The organism is Rubellimicrobium aerolatum, from assembly GCF_017872975.1.
Lineage (GTDB): Bacteria > Pseudomonadota > Alphaproteobacteria > Rhodobacterales > Rhodobacteraceae > Rubellimicrobium > Rubellimicrobium aerolatum.
Map to the genome: position 1 here is coordinate 103,558 of NZ_JAGGJP010000004.1, position 26,574 is coordinate 130,131.

Annotated in this window: 22 protein-coding genes and 1 riboswitch; of the genes, 10 read left to right on the top strand and 12 right to left on the bottom strand. The window is 72.3% G+C overall.

Annotated elements, in window-relative coordinates; all coding sequences use genetic code 11:
• The first annotated feature begins 22 nt into the window (after window positions 1–22).
• The 6 genes from J2Z33_RS06260 (at window position 23) to J2Z33_RS06285 (ending at window position 6,533) form a co-directional block, all read left to right on the top strand.
• Window positions 23–667 (top strand): pyrimidine 5'-nucleotidase, encoded by a 645-nt coding sequence (locus J2Z33_RS06260; RefSeq protein WP_209839011.1) that lies wholly within the window; start codon window positions 23–25, stop codon window positions 665–667.
• Between the two features lie 39 nt (window positions 668–706).
• On the top strand, window positions 707–1,876 hold the full coding sequence (locus tag J2Z33_RS06265; protein ID WP_209839013.1) for an FAD-dependent monooxygenase: 1,170 nt from the start codon (window positions 707–709) through the stop codon (window positions 1,874–1,876).
• 141 nt (window positions 1,877–2,017) lie between these two features.
• The gene (locus tag J2Z33_RS06270; protein ID WP_209839015.1) at window positions 2,018–3,073 is read left to right on the top strand and encodes a calcium-binding protein; all 1,056 of its coding nucleotides are present in this window, start codon (window positions 2,018–2,020) and stop codon (window positions 3,071–3,073) included.
• Between the two features lie 102 nt (window positions 3,074–3,175).
• On the top strand, window positions 3,176–4,198 hold the full coding sequence (ilvC, locus tag J2Z33_RS06275; RefSeq protein WP_209839017.1) for a ketol-acid reductoisomerase: 1,023 nt from the start codon (window positions 3,176–3,178) through the stop codon (window positions 4,196–4,198).
• A 271-nt stretch (window positions 4,199–4,469) separates the two neighbouring features.
• Complete coding sequence (locus tag J2Z33_RS06280) at window positions 4,470–5,702, top strand: GAF domain-containing sensor histidine kinase (protein WP_209839019.1); 1,233 nt, start codon at window positions 4,470–4,472, stop codon at window positions 5,700–5,702.
• 63 nt (window positions 5,703–5,765) lie between these two features.
• Window positions 5,766–6,533, top strand: a complete 768-nt coding sequence (locus tag J2Z33_RS06285; protein ID WP_209839021.1) for an SDR family NAD(P)-dependent oxidoreductase — start codon at window positions 5,766–5,768, stop codon at window positions 6,531–6,533.
• A gap of 96 nt (window positions 6,534–6,629) precedes the next feature.
• Here the strand turns inward: J2Z33_RS06285 and glmM are convergent, their stop codons facing one another.
• From glmM to glyS, 6 genes are all read right to left on the bottom strand, one after another.
• Window positions 6,630–7,991, bottom strand: a complete 1,362-nt coding sequence (glmM, locus tag J2Z33_RS06290; protein ID WP_209839023.1) for a phosphoglucosamine mutase — start codon at window positions 7,989–7,991, stop codon at window positions 6,630–6,632.
• Window positions 7,988–8,986 carry a dihydropteroate synthase gene (folP, locus tag J2Z33_RS06295; protein ID WP_209839025.1) on the bottom strand — a complete coding sequence of 333 codons (999 nt, stop codon included), beginning with the start codon at window positions 8,984–8,986 and terminating at the stop codon, window positions 7,988–7,990. Before folP ends, glmM begins: the two co-directional genes overlap by 4 nt.
• The gene (locus tag J2Z33_RS06300; protein WP_209839027.1) at window positions 8,983–9,924 is read right to left on the bottom strand and encodes a dihydroneopterin aldolase; all 942 of its coding nucleotides are present in this window, start codon (window positions 9,922–9,924) and stop codon (window positions 8,983–8,985) included. Before J2Z33_RS06300 ends, folP begins: the two co-directional genes overlap by 4 nt.
• 59 nt (window positions 9,925–9,983) lie before the next feature.
• Window positions 9,984–10,670 carry a cell wall hydrolase gene (locus J2Z33_RS06305; RefSeq protein ID WP_245218611.1) on the bottom strand — a complete coding sequence of 229 codons (687 nt, stop codon included), beginning with the start codon at window positions 10,668–10,670 and terminating at the stop codon, window positions 9,984–9,986.
• A gap of 161 nt (window positions 10,671–10,831) precedes the next feature.
• Window positions 10,832–13,333 carry a putative PEP-binding protein gene (locus J2Z33_RS06310; protein WP_245218646.1) on the bottom strand — a complete coding sequence of 834 codons (2,502 nt, stop codon included), beginning with the start codon at window positions 13,331–13,333 and terminating at the stop codon, window positions 10,832–10,834.
• Between the two features lie 445 nt (window positions 13,334–13,778).
• Window positions 13,779–16,049, bottom strand: a complete 2,271-nt coding sequence (gene glyS / locus J2Z33_RS06315; protein ID WP_209839031.1) for a glycine--tRNA ligase subunit beta — start codon at window positions 16,047–16,049, stop codon at window positions 13,779–13,781.
• A 231-nt stretch (window positions 16,050–16,280) separates the two neighbouring features.
• On the opposite strand from glyS, the gene J2Z33_RS06320 reads away from it, so the two are divergent.
• Complete coding sequence (locus tag J2Z33_RS06320; RefSeq protein WP_209839033.1) at window positions 16,281–17,177, top strand: glycosyltransferase family 2 protein; 897 nt, start codon at window positions 16,281–16,283, stop codon at window positions 17,175–17,177.
• Here the strand turns inward: J2Z33_RS06320 and J2Z33_RS06325 are convergent.
• Both J2Z33_RS06325 and J2Z33_RS06330 read right to left on the bottom strand, forming a co-directional pair.
• Window positions 17,174–17,704 (bottom strand): DUF6446 family protein, encoded by a 531-nt coding sequence (locus J2Z33_RS06325; protein ID WP_209839035.1) that lies wholly within the window; start codon window positions 17,702–17,704, stop codon window positions 17,174–17,176. The genes J2Z33_RS06320 and J2Z33_RS06325 overlap by 4 nt on opposite strands.
• Window positions 17,701–18,633, bottom strand: a complete 933-nt coding sequence (locus J2Z33_RS06330; RefSeq protein WP_209839037.1) for a glycine--tRNA ligase subunit alpha — start codon at window positions 18,631–18,633, stop codon at window positions 17,701–17,703. The genes J2Z33_RS06325 and J2Z33_RS06330 overlap by 4 nt, the downstream gene beginning before the upstream one ends.
• 183 nt (window positions 18,634–18,816) lie before the next feature.
• On the opposite strand from J2Z33_RS06330, the gene J2Z33_RS06335 reads away from it, so the two are divergent.
• Window positions 18,817–20,547 carry a serine protease gene (locus tag J2Z33_RS06335; RefSeq protein ID WP_209839038.1) on the top strand — a complete coding sequence of 577 codons (1,731 nt, stop codon included), beginning with the start codon at window positions 18,817–18,819 and terminating at the stop codon, window positions 20,545–20,547.
• A gap of 382 nt (window positions 20,548–20,929) precedes the next feature.
• Here J2Z33_RS06335 and folE2 read toward each other — a convergent pair whose 3' ends face one another.
• Window positions 20,930–22,030 carry a GTP cyclohydrolase FolE2 gene (folE2, locus tag J2Z33_RS06340; RefSeq protein ID WP_209839040.1) on the bottom strand — a complete coding sequence of 367 codons (1,101 nt, stop codon included), beginning with the start codon at window positions 22,028–22,030 and terminating at the stop codon, window positions 20,930–20,932.
• Window positions 22,031–22,097: 67 nt separating this feature from the next.
• Window positions 22,098–23,300, bottom strand: coding sequence for an O-succinylhomoserine sulfhydrylase (metZ, locus tag J2Z33_RS06345; protein WP_209839042.1), 1,203 nt, complete (start codon window positions 23,298–23,300; stop codon window positions 22,098–22,100).
• 31 nt (window positions 23,301–23,331) lie between these two features.
• A riboswitch (SAM riboswitch) is annotated at window positions 23,332–23,409 on the bottom strand.
• Between the two features lie 84 nt (window positions 23,410–23,493).
• On the opposite strand from metZ, the gene J2Z33_RS06350 reads away from it, so the two are divergent.
• Entirely contained in the window at window positions 23,494–24,198 is a 705-nt protein-coding gene (locus J2Z33_RS06350; RefSeq protein WP_209839044.1) for a glutathione S-transferase N-terminal domain-containing protein, read from the top strand.
• Between the two features lie 82 nt (window positions 24,199–24,280).
• On the opposite strand, the gene J2Z33_RS06355 is transcribed toward J2Z33_RS06350, so the two are convergent.
• Window positions 24,281–24,895: an inner membrane-spanning protein YciB gene (locus J2Z33_RS06355; protein WP_209839046.1), complete on the bottom strand. Its 615-nt coding sequence runs from the start codon at window positions 24,893–24,895 to the stop codon at window positions 24,281–24,283.
• Between the two features lie 107 nt (window positions 24,896–25,002).
• Between J2Z33_RS06355 and J2Z33_RS06360 the strand changes: the two genes are divergently transcribed.
• Window positions 25,003–25,491, top strand: coding sequence for an MgtC/SapB family protein (locus tag J2Z33_RS06360; protein ID WP_209839341.1), 489 nt, complete (start codon window positions 25,003–25,005; stop codon window positions 25,489–25,491).
• A gap of 5 nt (window positions 25,492–25,496) precedes the next feature.
• Here J2Z33_RS06360 and ftsY read toward each other — a convergent pair whose 3' ends face one another.
• A complete protein-coding gene (gene ftsY, locus J2Z33_RS06365; RefSeq protein WP_209839048.1) occupies window positions 25,497–26,573 on the bottom strand; it encodes a signal recognition particle-docking protein FtsY in 1,077 nt (358 codons plus the stop codon).
• Window position 26,574 lies beyond the last annotated feature (1 nt).

Here is a 26,574-nt window from a genome sequence, read left to right on the forward strand (position 1 = left end):
CGACCTCCGTAGGGTCCCGCCCATGGTCGCCGCCTCCTTCGCTCATGTCCGCGCCTGGGTCTTCGACCTGGACAACACCCTCTATCCCCCCTCGGCCCGGCTCTTCGCGCAGATCGAGGTGCGGATGACGGCCTATGTCGCGCGCGCGCTCGGCGTCACCGAGGCCGAGGCCGACCGGCTCCGGGGCCACTACTGGGCGCAGTATGGCACCACGCTGTCCGGCCTCATGGCCGAGCACGGGGTAGAGCCCGGCCCCTACCTCGCCGAGGTCCACGACATCGACTTCTCGGCCCTCTCGCCCGACCCGCATCTCGCCGCGCGGATCATGGCGCTGCCCGGCCGCAAGATCGTCTACACCAACGGCGATGGCGCCTACGCGGCCAAGGTGCTGGCGGCGCGCGGGCTGACCGGCGCCTTCGACGCCGTGTATGGCGTGGAGCACGCGGGCTTCCTGCCAAAGCCCGAGCAGGCCGCCTTCGAGGCGGTCTTCGCGCTCGACGGGCTGTCCCCCACCGAGGGCGCGATGTTCGAGGACGACCCGCGCAACCTGATGGTGCCGCACCTGATGGGAATGCGGACGGTGCTGGTCGGCCCCGAGGCGCTGGCGCAGGACCACATCCACCACCACACCGACGACCTCGCGGGCTTCCTCGCGCGGCTCGGCTGACCCTTCCCGAGGCTGGCGAACCGGCCTATCTGAGGTGGCATGGACAGCACCGACATCCTCGTCGCCGGCGGTGGCACGGCGGGCCTCGCGGCGGCGGCCGCCTTCGGGAGCCTGGGGCTCCGCGTCACCTGCGTGGACCCCGCTCCGGCCGAGACGCCGGACGGTCCCGACGCCGACCTCCGCACCACCGCGATCCTCACCCCCGGCCGGGCGCTGCTGGAAGCGGCGGGCCTCTGGGACCGGCTCGCGCCCGAGGCGACGCCGCTCCGCGTCATGCGGATCGTGGATGCCCGGGGAACCCCGGTGCGGCGCGACTTCGACGCGGGCGACCTGGGCGACCAGCCCTTCGGCTGGAACGTGACGAACGCGGTCCTCAAGCGCGCCTTCGCCGAGCGGCTGGCCGGGATGCCCAACGTCGCCCTGCGGCGCGGCACCGGCTTTGCCGGCCGGGTGGCGCAGGTGGACGAGGTGACGGCCACCCTCTCGGACGGGAGCCGGGTCGCGGCGCGGCTGCTCGTGGGCGCGGACGGGCGCGACTCGGCGGTGCGCCGGGCCTGCGGGATCGGGGTCAGGACCACGCGCTACGGGCAGAAGGCCTTGGTCTTCGCCGTCACCCACGATCGCCCGCACGGGGGCGTCTCGACCGAGGTCCATGCCTCGGGCGGCCCTTTCACGCTGGTCCCGCTGCCCGACCACGACGGACGGCCCTGCTCGGCCGTGGTCTGGATGACGGACGGGGTGGAGGCGCTGCGGCTGAAGGGGTTGCCCGACGAGGAGTTCGCGCGGGCCGTCAACGCCCGCTCGGCGCAGGTCATGGGGCCGCTCGCGCCCGTGGGGGGGCGGCAGCTCTGGCCCATCGTCACGCAGGTCGCGGATCGCGTCACGGCGCGGCGCACGGCGCTGATGGCCGAGGCGGCCCATGTGGTGCCGCCCATCGGGGCGCAGGGGCTCAACATGAGCCTTGGCGACCTGCGGACGATGATCGACCTCGCCCGCGCGCGGCCCGACGACATCGGCGAGGAGTCCTGGCTGGCGGCCTACGCCCGCGCGCGGGAGCCGGAGATCCGGCTGCGGGCCTTCGGCATCGACGCCCTGAACCGCGCCTCGATCGGCGGGCTCGGGCCGCTCCGCGCGCTGGGGCTGCGGGCGATGCATGGGATCGGGCCGGTGCGGCGCGGGCTCATGCAGCTCGGCCTGGGGCTGCGCTGAGCGGCCGGCGGCCACGTCCGGGACTTCGGACCGTCGGTCATAGGACCTAAGCCCGTGATCACACGCGCGGCGGGAATGATAGATACCCCCATGGCAGACGGACCCGCCCGGCCGACGGGCGGACGGGCAGGGGAGAACTTCATGGCCATCGCACCCATCGCGGCGAACGACAGCTTCCGGGTCGCGCCGGGCGTCACGCTGACCGGCAACCTGGGGATCAACAACGGCGCGGGCCTGGACCGGGACCCGGACGGGACCCTTCTGGGCTGGGTCGCGGGCCTCTACGACCCGGCGAGCGCTGGCCAGGGGACCAACCCCGGCCTGGGATTCGTGGACGGGATGCTGAACTTCGTCACCGTGATCCAGTCGGGCTACGTCACGCGCCCGGTCTGGACCACGACCACGACCCTGACCACCCCGGCGGGCGGTCAGGTCGCCGTCCAGACCGACGGCACGTTCAGCTACACGCCGCGCGCGGGCTTCGCCGGCACCGACCGCTTCACCTACACCCTCGTGGACGGCGAGATGAAGTCGGCCACCGCCGTCGCGACCATCGCCGTCGGCGCCGTCGCCGCCGCGCCGCAGGGCACGACCCTGGCCGACCGGCTGACCGGCACGGCGGGCAACGACGTGATCCGGGCGCTGGACGGCAACGACGTGGTGCGGGGCGCCGGCGGGCGCGACACCGTCTATGGAGGCACCGGCAACGACGCCGTGCTGGGCGACGCCGGCACGGACCTGCTGATGGGCGAGTCCGGGAACGACCGGCTCGACGGCGGGCTGGACGCCGACCGGCTCCTGGGCGGCAGCGGCACGGACAGCCTGATCGGCGGCGCCGGCAACGACGTGCTGGACGGCGGCGTCGCGCTCGACCGCCTGACCGGGGGGGCGGGCGCCGACACCTTCGTCATGGTGACGACCGGCGTCGCGAACGAGGACATCATCGCCGACTGGGGCACGGGCGACCGGGTGGGCGTCTCGGGCCGCGCGCTGGGGCTGCGGGCGGGGACGCCTCTCGCCGACGATTACCTCGTGACCCAGGGCACGGCCGCCTCGGGGCACGCGCGCCTTGTCGAAAGCCGGGACGGGCTGCGGCTCTACCTCGACGCGGACGGCGACGGGGCGACGGCCGACCGGCTCCTCGCGAGCTTCGCGGCCCCCGTGGACCTGACCGAGGCGAGCGTGCTGCTGCTCTGAGCCCGCGCGCGAGGGGTCCGGCCCCCGGCTGGGGGCCGGGCGATTGCCCTCTGCCTGCCGCTGCGATAGGACGCCGCGAAACGGTTGGACGGAGGGACCCCGATGCGCGTTTACTACGATCGCGACTGCGACGTGAACCTGATCAAGGACAAGAAGGTCGCGATCCTGGGCTATGGCAGCCAAGGCCATGCCCATGCGCTGAACCTGCGCGACTCGGGCGCCCGGAACCTCGTGGTGGCGCTGCGCGAAGGCTCCCCCTCGCGCGCCAAGGCCGAGGGCGAGGGCCTGACCGTCATGGGGATCAGCGAGGCCGCGGCCTGGGCCGACCTCGTGATGTTCACCATGCCCGACGAGCTGCAGGCCGAGACCTACAAGCGTTACGTCCACGACCATCTGCGCGAGGGCGCGGCGATCGCGTTCGCGCATGGCTTGAACATCCACTTCGGCCTGATCGAGCCCAAGAAGGGCGTCGATGTCATCATGATGGCGCCCAAGGGCCCCGGCCACACCGTGCGCGGCGAATACGTCAAGGGCGGCGGCGTGCCCTGCCTGGTGGCGGTGCACAACGACGCGAGCGGAAAGGCCATGGAGATCGGCCTGTCCTACTGCTCGGCCATCGGCGGCGGCCGGTCGGGGATCATCGAGACCAACTTCCGCCAGGAATGCGAGACCGACCTGTTCGGCGAGCAGGCGGTGCTGTGCGGCGGCCTCGTGGAGCTGATCCGCATGGGATTCGAGACGCTGGTCGAGGCCGGCTACGAGCCCGAGATGGCCTATTTCGAGTGCCTGCACGAGGTGAAGCTGATCGTGGACCTGATCTACGAGGGCGGCATCGCGAACATGAACTACTCGATCAGCAACACGGCCGAGTATGGCGAATACGTCAGCGGCCCGCGCATCCTCCCCTACGAGGAGACGAAGGCCCGCATGAAGGAGGTCCTGCGGGACATCCAGACCGGCAAGTTCGTCCGCGACTTCATGCAGGAGAACGCCGTCGGCCAGCCCTTCTTCAAGGCGACGCGCCGCATCAACGACGAGCACCAGATCGAGCAGGTCGGCGAGAAGCTCCGCGCGATGATGCCCTGGATCTCGAAGGGCAAGATGGTCGATCGCGCGCGCAACTGAGTTCGTCATCGTTCCTCCTTTCCAGGACCGGGGGGCGCCGAGGGATTCGGCGCCCTTTCGCGTTCAATATGCCAGGGAAGGGTTAACGGCGTCCGACAGCAACGAACGGTCAGGGGGCGGTTCGCGCAACGCCTGTTCTGGGTGATTCGGGGGCAGGCTCGGGCGTCTCCGCAGCCGGGTCGCCGGGGGCCGCGACGGCAAGCGGGCCGTGGCCGGTGACAATCCCCCGCCCGGAGAGTAGGCTGTTTCCAGCATGGACGGAGATGCACGCATGATCGACGGCATCGGCTCCGACGCCGCTGGGGCGCCCGACGTGGCCTCCGACGTGGCTCTGGTCCAGAGGATCCCGGTGGTGCCGTCGATCCTGTCGGTCTGCGCCTCGATGACCGGGGTGGGCATCGCCGCCGTGGCCCGCGTCACCCAGGACCGCTGGACGGCGGCGGCGACGCTGGATCGGGCGGGATTCGGGCTGCATCCGGGGCAGGAGCTGCCCATCGAGACGACCTTCTGCCAGACGGTGCGGGATTCGGGCGAGCCGGTGGTCTTCGACGACGCGCCGACGGACGAGGTGTGGCGGCACAGCCCGATCCCGGCCCTTTACAACATCGCCTGCTACATCGCCGTCCCCATCCGGCTGCCCGACGGGACGTTCTGGGGCACGCTCTGCGGCTTCGATTCCGAGCCCAAGCCGGTGAGCGGGGCCGACACCGTGCGGACGTTCCACCTGTTCGCGGACCTCCTGGGCTTCCACATCGACGCGCAGCGCCGGCTGGAGGCGAGCGAGGGGCTGCTGGCCGAGGTGCGGCAGGATTCGACCCTGCGGGAGCAATACATCGCCGTGCTGGGCCACGACCTGCGGAACCCGCTGGCCGCCCTCGGCGCGGGGGTGCGGTTCCTGCGGCGGGAGCCCCTGGGCGAGCGGGGGCGGGGCATCCTCGACCTGATGGACGGAAGCCTGGACCGCATGGGGGGGCTGGTGGACGAGGCGCTGGACTTTGCGCGCGGGCGGCTGGCGGGGGGCATCCCGCTGGCGATGATGGAAGAGGTGGACCTGCGGCCGATCCTGGGGCAGATCGTCGCCGAGATGCGGAGCGTCTGGCCCGACCGCGCCATCGAGGCCGACCTGCGCGAGCTGGCGCCGCTGCGCGCCGACCCCCGGCGCATCGGGCAGATGCTGTCAAACCTCCTGGGGAACGCCTTGGCGCACGGATCGGCCGAGCGGCCGGTGCGCGTCGTCGCCAAGACCGAGGACGGGGCCGTGAGCCTTTGCGTGGAGAACGGCGGGCGGCCGATCCCCGCGCCGGTGCTGGCCGACCTGTTCGAGCCCTTCAAGCGCCAGCCCGACCGGTTCCGCGACAAGGGGCTGGGGCTGGGGTTGTATATCGCCGCGCAGATCGCCCGCGCCCATGGCGGGGAGCTGGTCGCCCAGTCCGACGAGACCGAGACGCGGCTGACGTTCACGATGCCGGTCGCGGCGCCGACGCGGTCGTCGCTGGCGGTCTGAGGGGGACGCTTTCCTTTTCCGACGGCTCTGCGAAGGTTTGCCCGGTTCAGGAAGGGACACGGCATGGGCGGGCGGCTGGCGGGCAAGGTGGCGATCGTGTCGGGCGGGGCGACGGGGATGGGGGGCGCGGCGGCGTCGCTGTTCGCGGCCGAGGGCGCGAAGGTGGCGGTGATCGACCGCGACATGGACGCCGCGCGGGCGCGGGTGGGGGCGATCCGCAGCGCGGGCGGCGTGGCCGAGGCGTTCGGGGCGGACGTGTCGGTGGCGGCGGAGGTCGAGGCGGCGGTGCGGGGCGCGGCGGCGGTGCATGGGGTCGCGAACGTGCTGTTCAACCACGCGGGCACCATCGTCATCAAGCCGTTCCTGGAGACGACGGAAGCCGAATGGGACTGGCTGCACGCCGTCAACGTCAAGTCGATGTTCCTGATGACCAAGGCCGTGCTGCCGGGGATGCTGGCGCAGGGCGGCGGGAGCATCGTCTGCACGTCGAGCATCAGCGCCGTGGCGGGGACGCCGATGGAGGTGCTCTACGACACCACCAAGGGGGCGGTGCACATGTTCGCCCGCGCGGTGGCGGTGGAGTTCCGCGACCGGGGGATCCGCTGCAACGCGGTCTGTCCGGGGTTCATCCGCACGCCGCACGGGCTGCGCGAGGTGGACGAGCTGCGGCGGCTGGGGGTGGACGTGTCGGAGGCGGCGATCATCGCCGCGCAGGGGCGCATCGGCGAGCCCGAGGAGGTGGCGCGGGCGGCGCTGTTCCTGGCGAGCGACGAGGCGAGCTTCGTGAACGGGGCGCAGTTGTTCGTGGACAACGGGTTCACGGCGATCTGACGGGCGATGGTGGGGTGAAACCCCACCCTGCGGGGTCGCGCCGGTGGCGGGCTCAAGCCCGCCCTACGATGGCGAACCGACCGTCGCGGCGGCCCCCTACTCCGCCGCGCGCACCAGGGCGGCCTGCTCCACGGCCTCCACGACCTCGCCCACCACTTCCGACAGGAGCGATTCGTCCTCGCATTCGGCCATGACGCGGATCAGGGGCTCGGTGCCGGACTTGCGGATCAGGAGGCGGCCGTGGCCGTTGAGGCGGGCCTTGGCGCCCTCGATGGCCTGCGCCACGGTCGGCGCCGCGAGCGGCTGCTGGCCGGCGGCGTAGCGGACGTTCCGGAGGAGCTGCGGCACGGTGTCGAACTGGCGCAGGAGCCGCGAGGCGGGGAGGCCCGTCTCGATCATGGCGGCGAGGACCTGGAGCCCGGCCAGGAGGCCGTCGCCGGTGGTGGCGTAGTCGGTCATCACGATGTGGCCCGACTGCTCGCCGCCCAGGTTCCAGCCGCCGGCGCGCATCGCCTCGACGACGTAGCGGTCGCCGACGGCGGTGCGTTCGAGCCGGAGGCCGCGCCCGGCGAGGAAGCGTTCGAGCCCGAGGTTCGACATGACGGTGGCGACGAGCGTGCCGCCCGCGAGCCGCCCCTGGTCGGCCCAGCGCGCGGCCATGAGCGCCATGAGCTGGTCGCCGTCCGCGACCTCGCCGTTCTCGTCGATCAGGATCACGCGATCGGCGTCGCCGTCGAGGCAGATGCCGAGGTCGGCGCCATGGGCCACGACCGTCTCGGCCGCCGTGTGGGGGGCGGTGGAGCCGCAGCCCTCGTTGATGTTGGTGCCGTTGGGCGTGGTGCCGACGGGGACGACGGTCGCGCCCAGCTCCCAGAGCACGTCGGGGGCGACCTTGTAGGCCGCGCCGTTGGCGCAGTCGATCACCACCTTGAGGCCGTCGAGGCGGCGGCCGTGCGGGAAGGTGCCCTTGAGCCGCTCCATGTAGCGGAAGCGGCCGTCGTCCACGCGCTTGGCGCGGCCGATGTTGTCGGCGCGGGTGGGCTCGACGCCCTGCTCGACCAGCGCCTCGATCTCGGCCTCGGCCTCGTCGGAGAGCTTGAAGCCGTCGGGGCCGAAGAACTTGATGCCGTTGTCGCGGTGCGGGTTGTGGGAGGCGGAGATCATGATGCCCACGTCGGCGCGCATGGAGATCGTGAGCAGCCCCACGGCGGGGGTCGGCACCGGGCCGAGGAGGAGGACGTTCATGCCGGTGGAGGTGAGGCCGGCGGTCAGCGCGTTCTCGAACATGTAGCCGGACAGGCGGGTGTCCTTGCCGATCACCACGCGGTGCCCGTTGGACCCGTCGTTGCGGAAGTAGCGGCCCGCCGCCGCGCCGATCCGCAAGGCCATCTCGGCCGTCATCGGCCAGGCGTTGGCCGTCCCGCGCACGCCGTCCGTGCCGAAGAGTTTCCTGCTCATGTCGTCCCGCCCACTGCTTGATGCAGGCTCAAGGCCTGTCTTGTTTCCGTCACGTCATGCACCCGCACCACCTGCGCCCCCTGCCGGACGGCGTGGAGAGCGAGGGCCACCGAGCCCGGCATCCGGTCCCGCGCCTGCGCCGCGCCTCCCAGCGCGCCCACGAAGCCCTTGCGCGAGGCCCCGACGAGGAGCCCGCAGCCCAACCCATGATAGAGCGAAAGGCGGCGGAGGAGGCTCACGTTATGTTGCAGCGTCTTGCCGAAGCCGAGGCCCGGATCGACCAGCACGCGGGCGCGGGGGATGCCCTGCGATTCCGCCAGCGCGAGGCCCGCCTCCAGCGCGTCGTGGACGTCGAGGAGCACGTCGTCGTAGCGGGGATCGGCCTGCATCGTCTCGGGCGTGCCCTGCGCGTGCATGAGGCAGTAGCCGCCGGCGCGCGCCGCCACCGCGCCGAGGGCGGGGTCGAAGGCGAGGCCGGACACGTCGTTGACGAGGTCGGCCCCGGCGTCGAGCGCGGCCTGGGCGACGGCGGCCTTGCGGGTGTCGATGGAGAGGGGGAGGTCGGTGTCCGCGCGCAGGGCGCGAAGGACGGGGAGGACGCGGGCGATCTCCTCCTCGGCGGGGATGGTCGCCGCGCCGGGGCGCGTGCTCTCGCCGCCGATGTCGAGGATGTCGGCCCCGGCCAGGGCGCGGGCCCGGGCCAGCGCGGCCTCGGGCGTGGCATGGAGGCCGCCGTCCGAGAAGCTGTCGGGCGTGACGTTGAGGACGCCCATGATCCGGGGGGCGGACAGGTCCAGCCGGGCGACGGGCGCGCGGGGGGCGGACAGGCGGTCGAGCACGTCCGGGGGAGCCTCGGAGAGGGGAACCACCTCGGGCGCGGCGTCGCGGGACAGGCGTTCCAGCCGATCAAACCAGCACCAGCCGCCGGCGAGCGGGAGGGCGCCGCGCGGGCGGGCGGGGTCGGTCATGGGGATGGGACGCCAGTAGGCGGTCATTCGGGGGCGTCCCCATCCCGGAACGGCAGCGATTCCAGCGGTGCCCTCAGCGTGGCGCGGCGGACGCGGAGGGGGGCCTCCATCAGGCCGTCGAGCGGCACGCCGATCAGGACCACCTCAAGGGCGTCGAGCGACCATGCGAACATGATCGTCCGATAAAGCTGGTCGCTGCCCGTCCAACCCTTGTCGAGCGCCAGCTTGGTCGGCGCCCAGACGACCGGGTGCCCTTGGCGCAGGTTCCACTCCACCTCGGTCTGGTTCGCGGCCACGACCAGTTCCGGGTGACGCGCGGCGAGGAGCCATGCGCCCTGATCGGCGGCGAGCAGGTCCGCGCGGTCCTGCGCCTCGGGCGTGGCCGCTCTTGGCGCCTTGGCGGCGGGGGCTACCAGCACGAGCGGCACGCCGTCTCCCCCGAGGATGTGCATCGCCCGGGCGAGGGCGGGGGACGCCGCCGCGCGCGCGCCCAGGAGAACGACGCGGGGTCTCGGGGCTTTCTTCATGTCGTCCTTCTGGAACATTGCGTCCTCGTGGCTTCGCACGATCTCCACCCCCAGGTCGCCCGGCCCCCGGTCGAGCTTCTGGATGCGGACGAAGGCGCGGTGGGCTTGGGGTTCGCTCAGGATGCGGGCGGCGACGCGCTCGGCCAGGGTTTCGAGGAGGGCGAGGCGCTCGCGGATGAGCTCGGCCTCCACGGCCTCGGCGAGGCGGTCGTAGGAGAGGATGCGGTCCACGTCGTCCGGGGCGCCGTGCGGCGGCAGCACCTCCACCACGATGTCGAAGCGGAGGCGCTGGCGGACGCCGCGCTCCACCTCGAAGGCGCCGATCTCGGCCTCGACGACATGATCGCGGAGCGAGATGCGGTCGAGCGGCCTGGAACCCGTGGCCTCGCTCCGCGCGAAGGGGTGGTCGAAGGCCTGTCGGATCTCGTCGCTCGGCATCCCTGCCCCCGCTGCTTCGCCGTCCCCTAGCGTGGGGCGGCGGGACGGGCAAGCAAGGCTCAGCGCGAGGCGTTGGAGGCCATGTGGAGGCCCGCGAGGCCGCGCCCCTCCTCGCGGTAGAACAGGTGGTCGCCGATGGCGGCGGTGCGGGTGAAGTCGTCGGCCCAGCCGGGCGAGACGGCGCGGGCGTGGTAGAACATCGCGCCCCCGGTCAGCGGGCGCGGCGCTCCGTCGAGCATGGCGCGGGCGACGCGGCCCGCCCGGTCCCAGGCCGCGCGGTCCTCGACGGCGTCCGAGCGGCCGTCGCACCAGTAGCTGAACTGGCAGCGGTTGCGCTCGCCGGTGCCCTGCTCGACCACGCCGCAGACGGTGGCGGGGTAGCGCCCGCTGTCGCGGCGGTTCAGCACCACCTCGGCCACTGCGACCTGGCCCTGGAGCGGTTCCCCCCGCGCCTCGTGGTAGATGGCCTGGGCGAGGCAGCGCCAGTCCTGGCCTCCCGCGGGGACCGCCGTGGCGATGCGGGCCCGGAGCGCGGCGAGCGGCGTGCGCGCGGTCGGCATCACCGCCGGCATCGCCATGGGCTGCGGCACGAGGGCGGCGGGGAAGGCGGCGGGATAGACCGTCTCCGGCGGGGCGTCGGGCATGGCCCCGGCGGCGCTGGCCCCGGCCCAAAGGCCCGCCGCCAGTGCCACCAGCGCGGCGATGCGCGTAGCGATCCGCCTCGGTCGCCGGCCATCCAGGTTCATCGGCTGTCCCATCGTTCCCGGCGCGTTGCGCTGGCGCCGAGGGATGGGCTACGAAGAAAACCCTTGTTGTGTCCATGCCGCCACAGTCCGGTGCGCGGAGCGGTGCCGCACCGGCCTGGGGGAATCCGCCGAGGCCTTCGGGCCCCGCGTCCTCCCCCTGCCTAATCCTCAATCAGTTGTGGCTTTTCCAAGGCAAGTTGGGCGGCGGAAAGTCGCGCAATCGGAACGCGGTAGGGCGAGCAGGAGACGTAGTGGAACTTCTGGAGCCGGCAGAACTCAATCGCGCGGCGAGTGCCGGCGTGCTCCCCACAAATGGAGAGTGTGACGTCGGGCCGTCCGAGTCGCCCGCGCTCGGCCCCCATCCGCAGCAATTCCCCCACGCCGTCGAGGTCGAGGGTGTGGAACGGGTCCTCCTCGTAGACGCCCTGCTCGACGTAGGTGCCGAGGAACCGGCCGGCGTCGTCGCGCGACAGGCCGTAGGTCATCTGCGTGAGGTCGTTGGTGCCGAAGGACAGGAAGGCCGCGTGCTGGGCGATCTCCTCGGCGCGCAGGGCGGCGCGGGGGGTCTCCACCATGACGCCGAGACGGTAGGCGAACTCGACCCCCGTCTCGGCGCGGACGGCGGAGGCGAGGGCGTCGACGCGGGCCTTGACGATCTCCACCTCGCGGCGGGCCGAGACGAGGGGGATCATCACCTCGGGCACCACGGGGTCGCCGTCGCGGCCGGCCTCCACGGCGGCCTCGAAGATCGCGCGGGCCTGCATCTCGTAGATCTCGGGGACCGTGATGCCCAGCCGGACGCCGCGCAGGCCCAGCATGGGGTTGTATTCGCGCAGCGCCTCCACCCGTTGCTCCACGTCCGAGAGGGGGAGCGACAGCCCCTCGGCCAAGTCGCGCAGCGCCTCGCGGTCGGAGGGGAGGAACTCGTGGAGCGGCGGGTCGAAGAGGCGGATGCAGACCGGCTTGCCGGCCATGATGCGGAACAGCGCGGCGAAGTCGGCGCGCTGCATGGGAAGCAGGCGGTCGAGCACGGCGCGGCGCGCGCCCGGCGCTTCGGCGAAGATCATCTCGCGCATCATGCCGATGCGCTCGCCCTCGAAGAACATGTGCTCGGTGCGGCAGAGGCCGATGCCCTCGGCGGCGAAGCCCCGGGCGATGGCGGCGTCCTGCGGCGTGTCGGCGTTGGCGCGCACGCCGATGTCGCGGAACTCGTCCGCCCAGTCGAGCAGCGTGCGGAAGGCCCCGTCGATGGCGGCGTCCAGGGTGCGCGCCTCGCCGGCCAGCACCTCCCCGGAGGTGCCGTCCACGGTGATGATGTCGCCCTCGTGCAGGACGCGCCCGCCGGGGGCGGTGACGGTGCGGCGGCGGCGGTCGATCTCCAGGCCCGACGCGCCGACGACGCAAGGCAAGCCCAGCCCCCGCCCGATGACGGCGGCGTGGCTGGTGATGCCGCCGCGCACGGTGAGCACGGCCGAGGCCGCGTGCATCCCCCGGATGTCCTCGGGCGTGGTCTCGCGCCGCACGAGGATGCAGGGCTCGCCCCGCGCGGCGAAGGCCTGGGCGTCGGCGGCGGTCAGGACGATCCTGCCCGAGGCCGCGCCGGGGCTGGCGGCGATGCCGGCCACGATGCGGTCGCGCGGGGCCTCGGGGTCCACCTGCCGGTGGAGGAGCGAGGAGAGCGAGCCGGGCTCCACGCGCAGGACCGCTTCCTCGCGCGGGATGACGCCGTCCTCGGCCAGCGCCACGGCGATGCGGACGGCGGCGCGGGGGGAGCGGGGGACGCGCACGGCGTCGAGGATGCGAAGGCGGCCGTTCTCGAGCGTGAACTCGATCTGCATCTCCTCGCGCAGGCGCTCGCGGCCCATCTGCCCGTGGGCCAGCAGCTCCCGCAGGGCGAAGGGGGCCAGCTCCTCCAGCGAGGGGCTGCCTTCGGCGCGAGTCAGCGGGATGGCGTCGCGCTTGTCGCGCAGCGCCTCGCGGCCCTGGCTCTGGCCGAGATAGCGGCCGGCGATGCAGGGCTCACCGGTCTTGGCGTCCACGAACTGGATGACGCCCGAGCCCGATTCGCCGCGCCCCACGCCCAGTGCCATGGCCTGCACCACCAGGCCGAGGCCGGCGTCGGCGGGGGCGCCCTTGGCCTGCCGCAGGAGCCGTGCGGTCGTGCCGTCCCAGGCGCGGGCCATGCTCCGCAGCACCTCGGCCAGTTGGGTTGCGGGGTCCTGCGGGAAGGGCTCGTCCGTCTCGGCCTCGTAGGCCTGGAGCATGGCCTTGAGCGCCTCGCGCGTGGGCTCGGGGGGGAGGTCGAAGGGCTCGGGGTCGAGCCGGGCGACCTGCACGGCGTAGGTCTGCACGAAGCGGAGGTAGAGCGAGGTCGCCGCCCGTTCGCCCGCCGTCTGGGTCAGGTCCTCGTGCCGCGCATCGCTCATGCCGATGTTGAGGATCGCGCCGGGGCCGCCCCAGTCGGGGTCGAGGCTGGACGGCCGCACCGACAGCAGCGGCGCGTAGCCGAAGGGGGCGAGGATCGCCGCCATGTCCGGCATCCGCCCCTTGGCGATGTCGCGCACGGCATCGAAGGACAGCGCCACGGTGAGAGGGACCGGCATCTCCAGCCGGATCAGCCGCTGGAGGCATTTCGCGCGGCCGCCATGGACCCCGGCCGACATCGGAGCGTCGGCCGTGACCAGCGTGATCTGCGGGAACGTCACGTGTCGCTGCACTGCGGCATCCTTTCCGGCCGGAGGATAGTGCGGAGGGGGCGGTTCGGAAAGGGCGGTGCGTTGCGACCTTTGGGGCGGGTGCGCGGACGGGGCGGGCATGGCGGCGTCCCCGTGCCGCAGGATTGTGGCGGGGGTTGGGCGGCGGGGGTGGCTCACGCGCCATCGGCGCGCGGCGGGCGTGATGGGCGTAGGGCGGGTGGTGCTCCGCGGGCCACGCGGAGGTTCACCCGCCAGGGGCCGGGGATGGTGGGTGAACCCGCGCCCAGGACGCGGAACCACCCACCCTACGGGGCGGGATCGAATGCGTTGCCGTGCATCGGCGTAGGGCGGGGTTCAGCCTGCCACCGGCGCGACCATGGCGGGATGAACCCCGCCCCACGCAGCGGTTCCCTCAGCCCTCGACCTTGGTCAGGTCCGCAACCTCCAGGCAGAGGCGGCGGATGCGGCTCAGGAGGTTGAGGCGGTTGCGGCGGATCACCCCGTTGTCGCTGTTGACCTGCGCCACCGTGAAGAAGGCGTCGATGGGCGCGCGCAGGGCGGCCAGCGCCGACATGGCCTCGCCGAAGTCCTCCCGCTCCATCGCCGGACGGATGCGCTGTTCCGCCGCGTCGAGCGCGGCGAAGAGCGCCGTCTCCTCCGGGTATTCGGACCATTTCGGGTCCGCGCCGAAGGAGTATTCGACGCCGTCCCTGGCCTCGGCCTGGGCGAGGAGGTTGGCGGCGCGCTTGAAGCCCTGGAGGAGGTTGCCGCCGTCCTCGGTCTTGAGGAACGCCGCCAGCGCCTCGGCCCGCCGGACCAGGAGAACGAGGTCGTCGTTCCCCGGCATGGCGAGGCAGGCGTCGATGACGTCGTGCCGGATGCCCGCGTCGCGGAGGTGGACCTTCAGGCGGTCGTGGAGGAAGGCAAGGAGGTCAGCGGCCTTCTTCTTCGATTCAACTATATTGGTTTGCAGACGCTGACCGAGTTCGATGAACTCCATGGCCATTGCGCGACGATCTTCAGAGAGGCCTTGGATGAGCTTGGAAAAATCGACTCCGCCTAAGTTTTGAAGGTCCAAGATGATCTGCTCGGACTCGTTCAAGCTTGCAACAAGCTGATTTAGCCGATGAAAAGCTGCTTCATCCTCCAAATGGAAGAAGATGAGATGCCATAGACGGTCAACACGGGTTATCGGCTTCTTCGATGGGTTAGTGAGGCTAAGCCTAATCACTCCCAACGCCGCCCGCCGCAGCGCGAACGGGTCCTTGCTCCCCGTGGGCTTCTCGTCGATGGCCCAGAAGCCGGTCAGCGTGTCGATCTTGTCCGCCAGCGCCACGGCCACCGAGACGGGCGCGACAGGCACCTCGTCGGTGGGGCCGAGCGGCGAATAGTGCTCCTCGGCCGCTGCCGCGACTTCCGGGGGGAGGCCCGCCGCCTGCGCGTAGTAGCGGCCCATGAGGCCCTGCAACTCGGGGAACTCGCCCACCATGGCGGAGCGGAGGTCCAGCTTGGCCACTTCCGCCGCCTGCGCGGCGAGGTCGGGATCGGCACCCACGAACGGCGCGATCTCGCGGGCCAGCGCGGCGATGCGCTCGATGCGCTCGGCCTGCGAGCCCAGCTTGTTGTGGAAGGTGACGGCGCGCAGGCCCTCCTTCCACTCGGCCATGCCCGAGCGGGCCACCCGCAGGTCGTTCTCCCAGAAGAAGCGCGCGTCCGACAGGCGCGCCCGCAGCACCTTGGCGTTGCCCTGAAGGATCGTCGCGCCCCGGTCGGCGGTGTCGATGTTGGCCACCGTCACGAAGCCCTCGATCCGGCCCGTGGACGGGTTGCGGACCGAGAAGAACTTCTGGTGCTCCTTCATCGAGGTCCGCAGCACCTCGGGGGGGAGGCCCAGGAACTCCTCCTCGATCCGGCCCAGGAGGGTGACGGGCCATTCGACCAGCCCCGCGACCTCGGCCAGCAGGCCTTCGTCGGGGACGATCTCCAGCCCTTGGGCGAAGGCCAGCGTGGCGGCGTCGTGGCGGATGCGGTCGCGGCGCTCCTCGGGGTTCAGGACGACATGGGCGGCCTTCAGCTTGCGCTCGTAGTCCTCGAAGGAGGTGACGGAGACCCCCTGCGGGGCGTGGAAGCGGTGGCCGCGCGTGGTGGCGGTGGCGGTCAGGCCGTCGATCTCGAAGGGCACGACCTCGGCCCCGTCCTCGCGCGTCAGCAGGCAGAGCACGCCCTGGAGCGGGCGCACCCAGCGGAGCGACCCCGACCCCCAGCGCATCGACTTGGGCCAGGGGAAGTCGCGGATGACCCGCTCCAGCACCTCGGCCACGATCTCCGGGGCCTCGCGGCCCGGCTTCTCGATGACGGCGAAATAGGCCTCGCCCTTCTTGTCCGCCCGCTTCTCCAGCCGGTCCAGCGTCAGGCCCGTGGATCGCAGGAACCCCTGCACCGCCGCCTCGGGCGCGGTGACGGACGGCCCCTTGCGCTCCTCCCGCACGGGGCGGGAGCGGTCGGCCAGCCCCTCGACCGCCAGAGCCAGCCGGCGCGGCGTCGCGAAGGCGCTGGCGTGGGCGTAGGTGAGCCCGGCCTCCACGAGGCCGTCGGTCACGAGGCGGCGCAGGTCCTCGCTGGCCTTGGGCTGCATCCGGGCGGGGATCTCCTCGGAGAGGAGCTCGATGAGAAGGTCGGGCACGGCGTCATTTCCGGGTCGCTGAAGGCCCGTGGGGGATGCACCAGGACGGGCGGGATGTCCACGCCCGAGCGGGCCGCCCCGGATGCGACCGGAGGACCGCGCGGGCCCGGCAAGCGGGAGGCGAGCCTCGGCGCGGCTTCGCCAATGGCTCCGGCCCCGCGCGACCCGTTTCCAATTCGGGGACAATCCGGCTAGGGTGGCCCGACATATCTCCGATCCCGTCGAGGACCCATGGCTCACGTCTGCATCATCATCGCGGCCTACAACGCCGCCCCGTTCCTGCGCGACGCCATCGACAGCGCCCTGGCGCAGGACGGGCCCGACATCGAGGTGCTGGTGGTCGACGACGGCTCCATCGACGACACCCTCGCCATCGCGCGGAGCTATCCGGGCGTCCGGGCGCTGACCCAGCCCAACCAGGGCGACGGCGTCGCCCGCGACGCCGGCCTGCGCGCCTCGGAGAGCGAGTTCGTCCTGTTCCTCGACGCCGACGACATCCTGCTGCCCGGCGCCGTCCGCGCCCACCTCGCGGCCTTCGCGGCCGGCATCGACATGGTGCTGGGCTCGAACGACGTGATCGACGCGAGGGGCGCCTTCGTGCGGGCCAACCCGTTGCGCCTGCGGCGCTTCTCGGGGCGCGACGTGGCGCTGGGGCTCACGCCCTGCTTCTCGCAGTGCATGTACCGCCGCGCCGCGCTGGAGCGGGCGGGCGGCGTGGACGGCGGCATCGGGCCGGCGGCGGACCACGACCTGCACTTCCGCCTGCTCGGCCGGCGCGAGGCCGGGCTCTGCCACGGCGAGAAGGTGATGCTCTACCGCCTGCACCCCTCGCAGCAGACCAAGTCGCCGACGCGGCTCTACCGGTCGCAGATGGCGGCGATCGAGAAGAACCTCGGCCCCGGCGGGCCGATGGAGGACGCCGAGCTGCTGCGCGCCGCGCGCCGGCACTGGGCGCGCTACTACGGGCAGTTCATCCCGCAGGAGATCCTGCGGGCGCTGCGGACGCGGCGGATGTCGCGGGCCATGGCGGGGGTCGCCGCCTACCTGGGCAACGCGCCCGACACCCTGGTCGGCACAGCGCGCTTCGTCCGCAAGCGGCTGGCCCCGCGCGCGGGGACGCGGCCCTAGCGCGCCGCCTCGGGTGGGGGCGGGCAGCCCTCGGGCGCGGGCTCGCCGTCGAAGACCACGGCCCCGCAGGCGTTGATCTGGTTCCAGGCGAAGCCCCGCCCGTCGGGCAGCACCGCCACCACGCGGTCGATGCCGTAGCGCAGGTCCCTGACCGACAGGAAGGCCCGCGCCTCGCCCGACTCCAGCGCGGTGCCGATGGCGCGGGCGTCGAAGCAGCCGAACCAGCCCGGCGCGGTGAGAGGGGTGGGGTCGTCGTAGGGCTGGAAGCGCCGGGCGAGGTCGTCCAGCGGCGCGGAGGTCGCGAAGCAGGACCGGAAGCGGATGGGCGACGAATCGCTGTCGATGGCCCGGAGATCCGCGACGGGGATGGGCTCCCCTCCCCCGCCGCCCTGCGGGACGAGGAGGACCGGCCCCGCCTCCTCGGGCGTGAGCTCGCGGTAATAGGCGTAGACCTGAAGGTAATACATCGCGCCCCCCGTCCCGAGGGCGAAAAGGGCGAAGAGGAGGGCGAGCGTGCGGCCCGTCACGCCGTCGCGCCCGGGACGAAGCCGCCCGCCTCGGTCCGCACGAAGGCGTCGGCGCAGAGCTTGGCCAGCGCGCGGACGCGGCCGATATAGGCCTGCCGCTCGGTGACGGAGATCACGCCCCGCGCGTCGAGCAGGTTGAACAGGTGGCTTGCCTTGATGCACTGGTCGTAGGCGGGATGCGCCATGACGATGCGCTTGCCCGTGCGGGGGTCCATCTCCTCGGCTTCCAGCAGGCGGCGGCATTCGCGCTCCGCGTCCTCGAAGTGGCGCAGCAGCCGCTCGGTATCCGCCGCGTCGAAGTTGTGGCGCGAATACTCCTCCTCGGTCTGCCGGAACACGTCGCCATAGGTCAGCGGGATCGGCGAGGCGGGGTCGTTGAACGGCATCTCCATGACGTGCCCGACGCCGAGGACATACATGGCGAGGCGTTCGAGGCCATAGGTCAGTTCGCCGGACACCGGGCGGCAGTCGTGGCCGCCGACCTGCTGGAAGTAGGTGAACTGCGACACCTCCATGCCGTCGCACCACACCTCCCAGCCCAGGCCCCAGGCGCCGAGCGTGGGGGATTCCCAGTCGTCCTCCACGAAGCGGATGTCGTGGAGCCGGGTGTCGATGCCGATGGCGTCGAGCGACCCGAGATAGAGGTCCTGGAGGTCCGGCGGCGAGGGTTTGATGAGGACCTGATACTGGTAGTAGTGCTGGAGCCGGTTCGGGTTCTCGCCATACCGCCCGTCGGTCGGGCGGCGCGAGGGCTGGACATAGGCCGCCGCCCAGGGGCGCGAGCCCAGGGCGCGCAGCGTCGTCGCCGGGTGGAAGGTCCCCGCCCCCACCTCCATGTCGTAGGGCTGGAGGATCGCGCAGCCCTTGGACGCCCAGTAGGACTGGAGGCGAAGGATGATCTCCTGGAAGGAGCGCGGACGGTCGGCCATGGCACTTCCCTGCGGCTGGTCGCGTCCCGTCTAGTCGGCCCCCCGCAGGCGCGCAAGGCGGGGCCGGGCGGGTCCTGCGGGCCACGGTCGGGCGGGCGCGGGCGCGGGACACGCGCTTTTGTGCTGCGGCCCCGGCGCGGGCGGGGCAGATGGGGGCCGGTGCACGGAATGGGGGACGGGTTCATGCTGAGACGGACGGTGGCGGCGGTGGCGCTCTGGGCGGCGCTGGGCGGCGCGGCCCTCGCGCAGGAGGGCCAGGTCTGGATCCAGGTGGACCGCCTGCCGACGCTGGGCCGCGCGCAGCTCTCGGCCGAGGGCTATTCGGAGCAGCTTCCCGACGACGTGGCGGGCTACTACCTGGGCTCGGGCTGGTATGCGGTGGCGCTCGGCCCCTTCTCGCCCGCCGAGGCCGAGGCGGTGCGCGCCAACCTGATCGCCGAAGGGGTGATCCCGACCGATTCCGCGATCACCGACGGCGCGGGCTTCCAGCAGCGGTTCTGGCCCGGCGCCCCGGGCGCGGCGGCGTCCGACCCCGGCGAGCTGTCGGCGTCGAGCGCGGAGGTGAGCGCCGCGCCCGCGACCCCGGCCCTCCCCGACGAATCCCCGGCCGAGGCGGAGGCGAGCGAGGCGGCGCTGTCGCCCGGCGAGAAGCAGCAGCTCCAGAGCGCGCTGGCCTGGGCGGGCGTCTACGAGGGCGGCATCGACGGCGCCTTCGGACGCGGCACCCGCGCCGCCATGGCCGCCTGGCAGGCCCGCAACGGCCACGAGCCCACCGGCATCCTGACCGCGCGCCAGCGGGCCGATCTGCTGGCCGGCTTCAACGCCGTCCTCGACGGGATGGGCCTGGACACCGTGCGCGACGAGGCAGCGGGCATCCAGGTGGACCTGCCGCTCGCCCTGTTGCAAGGGCCGGTGGTGGAGCCGCCCTTCGTCCGCTACGACCCGCGCGACGCGGGCGGCCCGCAGGTGGTCCTCATCTCGCAGCCCGGCGACCCCGACCGGCTCGCCGCGCTCTACGAGATGATGCAGGTGCTGGAGATCGTGCCGCCCACGGGCGACCGCCAGCGCACCGAGAGCGCCTTCGTCATCGACGGGCGCGACGACCGCATCCATTCGACGACCTACGCCTGGCTGGTGGACGGGCAGATCAAGGGCTTCGCGCTGGTCTGGCCGGTGGGCGACGACGCCCGGCGCGAGCGGCTTCTGGAGGCGATGCGGGCCAGCTTCCGCCGCCTGCCGGGGGTGCTGGAACCCGGCTCGGTCGATCCCGGCGAGGACCAGGCGGTGGACCTCGTGTCCGGGTTGCAGGTCCGGGTGCCTCGGCGCACCGCCAGCGGCTTCTTCGTGGACGCGGGCGGCGCGACGGTCACCACGGCGCAGGCGGTCGAGGGCTGCGAGAGGATCACGCTCGACGAATCGACCGAAGCGCGGGTGGTGGCGACCGATCCGGCCCTGAACCTCGCCGTGCTCCAGCCCTTGGCCGAGCTCGCCCCCCGCGCGGTGGCGGGCTTCCTGCCCGGCGCGCCGCGCATCGGGGCCGAGGTCGCGGTCGCGGGCTACCCCTACGGCGGCGCGCTGGCCCGTCCGGCGCTGACCTTCGGCACGCTGGCCGACGTGCGGGGGCTCAACGGCGAGGAGACGGTGCGACGGCTGGAGGTCGCGGCGCAGGACGGCGACGCCGGCGGTCCGGTGCTGGCCGAGGACGGGTCGGTGATCGGGATGCTGCTGCCGCGCGACTGGGGGACGCAGGTCCTCCCCGCCGAGGTGAGCTACGCGCTCGACGCCGAGGCGATCCAGGGCGCGCTGGCGGCGGCCGGGGTGCAGCCGGTGCTCGCGCCGGCGTCCGGGGCGAAGGGGGCCGTGGCGCTGACCCGCGACGCGGCGGGCCTCACGGTGCTGGTGAGCTGCTGGTGAGGGCTGGCGCCACTTCCGCGCCGACTCCGTAGGGTGCTGCGTGGTTTCCGGCGACGCCGGGGCTCACGCACCATGGCCACGCGCGACGGTGCGGAGACCCGTGGCCTGCGGCCCCGGAACCACGCTCTCCGCGACCGTGCCTCGCAGGGCGGGGTTCACCCCCCACGTCGCATCGCCGGCAGCCCGAGCGACGCCGGCCATCGCGCCTCGTGGGATGGGCTTCAGCGCGCCACGGGGCCGGCCGGGTTCCAACTGGTCCGCTGGAGCGCATTCCATGAGGCCCACCGCCCCAAGCACAGGCCATGGCGGGGGTGAACCGCGCCCTGCGCCATGCGGGACCCGTGGGGCTCTCGCGCCCCGCAGGGTGGGCTGGAACCCCGCCCTACGTGTGCACCAGCGTTCCGAACAGCCGGGGGTCCAGGCTCTCGGCCTTGAACGTCTCCCCCTCGGTCAGCAGGCTCACCGCGTCGTGGCTGTGCAGGCTTTCCTGATGGCTGGCGATCACGCGGAAGTCGCCGATCCGCGCATCGGCCAGGAACTCCGCCGCGAACAGCCGCGCCGCGTCCTCCACGAAGATCGGATGCGCGGCGTTCAGCTCCGCGAAGGCCTGCTCGTCCTCGCGCTTGACCATGACCTGCGTCTCGGTCGGCACGGCGCGGCGGGCCATCTCGATCAGGTCCTCGAACCAGAGCCGCCCCGCGCCCGGAACCACCTCCACCGACAGCCGCGCCACCGACCGCTGGGCGTGCGGCACCGCCAGTTGCCCCCGCCCCTGCCGCGCGTGCTCGGACAGCTCCAAGGAGCACGGACAGGTCGAGGCGTAGACGTAGTCGAGGTGGAAGATCTTCTTCCGCACCCCCGCCTGCTCCACCAGTTCGAGCGCGATGTCGTAATACTGATAACCCCAAAGGCCCGACCGCAGGGACGGCACCTTGAGCGGGAACCGGAAGCGCATCTGGAGCCGCGCGTCGCAGGCCCCCAGGTCGGCCTTGTAGCTGTCCAGAGCCCGCTCCATCACGTCGAAGGAGAAGGTCTCCTCCGCGTAGCGGTAGAAGCTCCGCATCAACCGGCTCATGTTGATGCCCTTCTTGCCGGCCTCCAGGCTGACGGTCCCGGTCACGGCCGTCTCCAGCGCGATCTCGCCCCCGTCGCGCAGGCGATAGCGGATCGGCACCCGGAAGCCCGAGATGCCGACATGCTGGATCGGCGCCCGCGCCCCCCGGATGAGCGAGGCCGGGCCGTTCTGAAGATCCGGCATCGTCGCCCGATAGCCCGCATCCGGCGCGAAGCCATCGGGATAGATGCGGGCGAGGTCGGGATAGTTCGCCACCTCCCGCCCCGGCAGGAGACGGGCCACGGCGGGGTCGAGGTCCGCGACCTCCTCGGGCGTGGCGCGGGCGGCCCAGCGGCGCAGCAGGCCAAGGGCGTCCTCCGCCTCGGCGCGCGACAGGTCCCGGTCCAGGTCGGGCAAATGGACATTCATGGCGATTCCCCCTGCGTCACGCGGATCTTATATGTGGGCCAGGTTAACGAATCGCAACGATACCGTCCTACTCGGCGGCATCCCGCGCGGGATGCGCCGCTTGCGCGGCCTCCAGCGCCCCAAACACGTCCGCCAGCAGATCGTCGGCGTCCTCCAGCCCGCAGGACAGCCGGATCAGCCCCGGCGTGATGCCCAGCGTCGCCTTCTGCTCCGAGGGCAGCCGCTGGTGCGTGGTGGACGCCGGATGCGTCGCGATCGACTTGGCGTCGCCGAGGTTGTTGGAGATGACGACGATCCGGAGCGCGTTCAGGAAGGCGAAGGCCGCCTCGCGCGAACCCACGTCGAAGGACAGCACCGTGCCGCCCGATCCCGTCTGCGCCATGGCGAGCGCGTGCTGCGGATGCGACTCCAGCCCCGGATGGATCACCCGGCCCAGCCGTCCCTCCAGCGCCTGCGCCAGCGCCAGCGCCGTCGCCGCCTGCGCCCGCACGCGCAGGTCCATCGTCTCCAGCCCCTTGAGCATGATCCACGAGGTGAAGGGCGACATCGCCCCGCCCGTGTGCTTCATGTAGGGCTCCAGCACCTTGCGGACGAAGTGCCTGGTCCCCAGCACGATCCCGCCCAGCGCCCGGCCCTGCCCGTCCACGTGCTTCGTCGCCGAATAGATCACCACGTCCGCGCCGAGTTCGATGGCGCGGCTGAAGGTGGGCGTCGCGAAGACGTTGTCGGCCAGCACCAGCGCGCCGACCGAATGGGCGATCTCGGCCACGGCGCGGATGTCGATGACCTCCAGCGTCGGGTTCGACACGCTCTCGAAGAACACCGCCTTCGTTCCTGGCCGCACCGCCGCCCGCCACTGGCCAAGGTCGGTGCCGTCCACGAACTCCACCTCGACGCCGTAGCGCCGCAGCACCTCCTCCAGCACGTAGAGGCAGGACCCGAACAGCGCCCGCGACGCCACGACATGATCCCCCGCGCGCAGCATCGCCATCAGCGCGCCCGACACGGCCGCCATGCCCGAGGCGGTGGCGAAGGCGTCCTCGGCCCCCTCCAGCGCGGCCATCCGCTGCTCGAACATCGATGTGGTGGGGTTGCCGTAGCGGGCGTAGATGAACTCGTCGGGGCCAGCCTCGAGGAACCGCGCCTCGGCCTGCTCGGCGCTGTCGTAGACGAAGCCCTGGGTCAGGAAGATCGCCTCGCTGACCTCGTTGTACTGGCTGCGGCGGATGCCGGAATGCACCGCGCGGGTGCGTCGCTTCCACTGGTCCATGATCGGTCCCCCGTTCGCGTTCGGCCCATGGGGAAAACCGTCCCCCACTTTAGCGGAATGTTTAACGTGGCCCGCAATCAGGGTCGCCCAAATCGCCACGCGGGCGGATTACGCCCCGCCCGCCCCCAAGGCAAGCCCTTGCCCCCGCCCCGCGCCATGCCATCCTGCGCGCCGATCCTCAGGAGGGAATCCCATGCCCGCGCCCATCGTCCTGCACTACTGGCCCACGCCCAACGGCCACAAGATCACCATAGCCCTGGAGGAGATGGGCCTCCCCTACGAGGCCCGCCTCGTGAACATCGGCGCGGGCGACCAGTTCCGACCCGACTTCCTGGCCATCGCCCCCAACAACCGGATGCCCGCCATCGAGGACCCCGACGGCCCCGACGGCCAGCCCATCGCGATCTTCGAATCCGGCGCGATCCTGCAATACCTCGCCCGCAAGACCGGCCAGTTCTGCGGCCGCACGGAACGCGAGCGCATCGCCGTGGACCAGTGGCTCATGTGGCAGATGGGCGGCGTCGGCCCCATGGCGGGGCAGGCCAACCACTTCCTGCGCTACGCCCCGCAGATGGACCCGCCGCAGGTCCTCCCCTATGCCCAGGACCGCTACCGCAACGAGGTCGGGCGGCTCTACCGCGTGCTCGACGGGCAACTGGCGACGCGCCGCTTCGCCGCCACCAACGACTTCACCATCGCCGACATGGCCATCTACCCCTGGGCGGCCGGATGGGAGCGGCAGGAGCAGACCCTCGATGACAAGCCGCATTTCGCCCGCTGGCTGGACGACTGCGCGAGCCGCCCCGGCGTCCAGCGCGGCATGGCGGTCGCGGCCGAGGCCCGCTCCGCCGCGCCGATGAGCAAGGAGGAGATGGAGCTGCTGTTCCGGCAGCGCTAGCCCGGTCACGCCGGACGGGCAGGCGCTATCCCGGCCACGCCGGGCGGGCAGGCGCTATCCCGGCCACGCCGGGCGGGCAGCGCTAGGGCCGCTCGGCCTTCTCGGGCTCCTGGATCATGTGCCGCTCCAGCGCCATGATCTGGACCCACAGGAACACCATCAGCGCGGCCGGGAAGGCGAAGGTCTCCAGCGTCACCCACAGCTCCGTGCTCTGGGTGCGCCACACGACCTCGTTGGCGACGGCCAGCCCCGCGAACATAAGCGCCAGCCGGCGGGTCAGGATGATCCACCCCTCGTGCGTGAGCGGCAGCAGCTCCCCCATCACCCATTCGAGCGTGGAGCGCCCCCACAGCAGCCCCGCCCCCAGCAGCCCGGCGAAGATCCCGTAGACGATGGTCGTCTTCATCTTGAAGAAGCTCTCGTCGTTGAACCACGCCGTCAGGCCGCCGAACAGGATCACGGTGACGGCGGTGAAGACCTGCATCCGCGAGAGCTTGCCCGTCAGCCACCAGAGCACGGCCATCGCGGCCAGCAGCAGCGGCACCAGCACCAGCGTCGCCACGATGAAGCCGGAATACTCGACGCCGCCGATCTCGAAGCTGCGCTCCTTGATGCGGAGGTAAAGGACGAAGAACAGGATCGTCGGCCCCAGCTCCAGGGCCTGCTTGAGGATCGGGTTGACGGGTCTGGCGCTCATGTCGTTTCTGCAGCAGCTTCATGACGACCGCGACGGCCGGGTGCCGGGGCAGTGTGACGCCCCCGCGCCCGCCGCACAAGGGACCGTCGGGACACGGCGAGGTGACCATGATCGACCTGATCCGCCAGGAGCTGGGCGGCACCTTCCGCGCCGTCCCTTTCCCGGTGGCGCTCCTGCGCGTCGTGGCGGCGCTGCTCCTCGCCGGGCTGGTCGGGGCCGAGAGGGAATGGCGGCGCAAGCCCGCGGGCCTTCGGACCCATATGCTGGTGTCGCTGGCCGCCTGCCTTTACGCGATCATCGGGCGCGAGCTGTCGGCCTCGGACCTCCTCGGCGCCGCCGACCAGCTCCGCGTGGACCCGATGAACCTGATCGGCGCCGTGACCTCGGGCGTGGCCTTCCTCGTGGCCGGGATCATCATCACCACCGGCGGGCGGGTCCACAACATCACCACCGGCGCGTCGCTCTGGCTCGCCGGGGCCATCGGCCTCGCCTGCGGGGTGGGAAAGATCCCGCTGGCGATGCTGACGACGCTGGTCGTGCTGCTCGTGCTCGTCATCCTCGCGACCTTCGTCCGGCCCGAGAACCAGGACGACTGAACCCCTCAGGCCGCCCCGGTCAGGGCGCGGGCGAACTCCTCGGGGTCGAAGGGGGCAAGGTCGTCGATCTGCTCCCCCACCCCGATCGCATGGATCGGCAGGCCGAACCTGTCCGCCAGCGCCACCAGCACGCCGCCCTTGGCCGTGCCATCGAGCTTGGTCATCACCAGCCCCGTCACGTCCGCGATCTTCTGGAAGATCTCCACCTGGCTCAGCGCGTTCTGCCCCGTGGTCGCGTCCAGCACGAGCAGCGTGTTGTGCGGCGCCGAGGGGTCCTTCTTGCGGATCACCCGCACGATCTTGGCCAGCTCCTCCATGAGGTCCTGCCGATTCTGGAGCCGCCCCGCCGTGTCGATCAGCAGCAGGTCCGCCCCGTCGCGCCCCGCCTTCTCCATCGCGTCATAGGCGAGGGACGCCGGGTCCGACCCCTGCGCCGCCGTCAGCACCGGCACCCCGGCGCGTTGCCCCCAGACCTGCAACTGCTCCACCGCCGCCGCGCGGAAGGTGTCCCCGGCGGCGATCACCACCGTCTTGCCGGCGGCGCGGAACTGCGACGCGAGCTTGCCGATGGTCGTGGTCTTGCCGGACCCGTTCACGCCCACCACCAGCACCACCTGGGGCCGCTTCGGGTAGAGCGGCATCGGCCGCGCCACCCCGTCCATGATCCGCGCCACCTCGCCCGCCAGCACTCCCTTGATCTCGGGCACCGAGAGCCTGCGCCCCATCCGCCCCTCGGCGAGGTTGGCCGTCACCCGCTGGGCGGTGCCCACGCCCATGTCGGACGCGACGAGCAGGTCCTCGATCTCCTCCAGCATGGCGTCGTCGAGAGCCCTTCGCGGCACCTCCACCTCCTCGCGCCCGAAGAGGCGGCCCAGCAGCCCCGGCCGCGCGGCGGGCTCGGGGGTGGAGGGCGGCGGCACGGGCGCGGGCGTGACGAGCGACGGCACCGGGTCGGGGACCACGGCGGGCGCGGCGACCTCGGCGACCTCGGGCGTCCCGTCCCCCACGATGTCCGACAGCCCTTCGTCGAGCTTCGAGGAGGTCTTGAACAGCCGGTCCTTGAGCTTGCCGAAGAAGGACATG

Excerpts from the sequence above, each read along its gene's own strand:
- J2Z33_RS06260 (WP_209839011.1), top strand. The coding sequence starts at position 23 with ATGGTCGCCGCCTCCTTCGCTCATGTCCGCGCCTGGGTCTTCGACCTG.
- J2Z33_RS06265 (WP_209839013.1), top strand. The coding sequence starts at position 707 with ATGGACAGCACCGACATCCTCGTCGCCGGCGGTGGCACGGCGGGCCTC.
- J2Z33_RS06270 (WP_209839015.1), top strand. The coding sequence starts at position 2,018 with ATGGCCATCGCACCCATCGCGGCGAACGACAGCTTCCGGGTCGCGCCG.
- ilvC (WP_209839017.1), top strand. The coding sequence starts at position 3,176 with ATGCGCGTTTACTACGATCGCGACTGCGACGTGAACCTGATCAAGGAC.
- J2Z33_RS06280 (WP_209839019.1), top strand. The coding sequence starts at position 4,470 with ATGATCGACGGCATCGGCTCCGACGCCGCTGGGGCGCCCGACGTGGCC.
- J2Z33_RS06285 (WP_209839021.1), top strand. The coding sequence starts at position 5,766 with ATGGGCGGGCGGCTGGCGGGCAAGGTGGCGATCGTGTCGGGCGGGGCG.
- glmM (WP_209839023.1), bottom strand. The coding sequence starts at position 7,991 with ATGAGCAGGAAACTCTTCGGCACGGACGGCGTGCGCGGGACGGCCAAC.
- folP (WP_209839025.1), bottom strand. The coding sequence starts at position 8,986 with ATGACCGCCTACTGGCGTCCCATCCCCATGACCGACCCCGCCCGCCCG.
- J2Z33_RS06300 (WP_209839027.1), bottom strand. The coding sequence starts at position 9,924 with ATGCCGAGCGACGAGATCCGACAGGCCTTCGACCACCCCTTCGCGCGG.
- J2Z33_RS06305 (WP_245218611.1), bottom strand. The coding sequence starts at position 10,670 with ATGAACCTGGATGGCCGGCGACCGAGGCGGATCGCTACGCGCATCGCC.
- J2Z33_RS06310 (WP_245218646.1), bottom strand. The coding sequence starts at position 13,333 with ATGTCGGCCGGGGTCCATGGCGGCCGCGCGAAATGCCTCCAGCGGCTG.
- J2Z33_RS06320 (WP_209839033.1), top strand. The coding sequence starts at position 16,281 with ATGGCTCACGTCTGCATCATCATCGCGGCCTACAACGCCGCCCCGTTC.
- J2Z33_RS06330 (WP_209839037.1), bottom strand. The coding sequence starts at position 18,633 with ATGGCCGACCGTCCGCGCTCCTTCCAGGAGATCATCCTTCGCCTCCAG.
- J2Z33_RS06335 (WP_209839038.1), top strand. The coding sequence starts at position 18,817 with ATGCTGAGACGGACGGTGGCGGCGGTGGCGCTCTGGGCGGCGCTGGGC.
- folE2 (WP_209839040.1), bottom strand. The coding sequence starts at position 22,030 with ATGAATGTCCATTTGCCCGACCTGGACCGGGACCTGTCGCGCGCCGAG.
- metZ (WP_209839042.1), bottom strand. The coding sequence starts at position 23,300 with ATGGACCAGTGGAAGCGACGCACCCGCGCGGTGCATTCCGGCATCCGC.
- J2Z33_RS06350 (WP_209839044.1), top strand. The coding sequence starts at position 23,494 with ATGCCCGCGCCCATCGTCCTGCACTACTGGCCCACGCCCAACGGCCAC.
- J2Z33_RS06355 (WP_209839046.1), bottom strand. The coding sequence starts at position 24,895 with ATGAGCGCCAGACCCGTCAACCCGATCCTCAAGCAGGCCCTGGAGCTG.
- J2Z33_RS06360 (WP_209839341.1), top strand. The coding sequence starts at position 25,003 with ATGATCGACCTGATCCGCCAGGAGCTGGGCGGCACCTTCCGCGCCGTC.
- ftsY (WP_209839048.1), bottom strand. The coding sequence starts at position 26,573 with ATGTCCTTCTTCGGCAAGCTCAAGGACCGGCTGTTCAAGACCTCCTCG.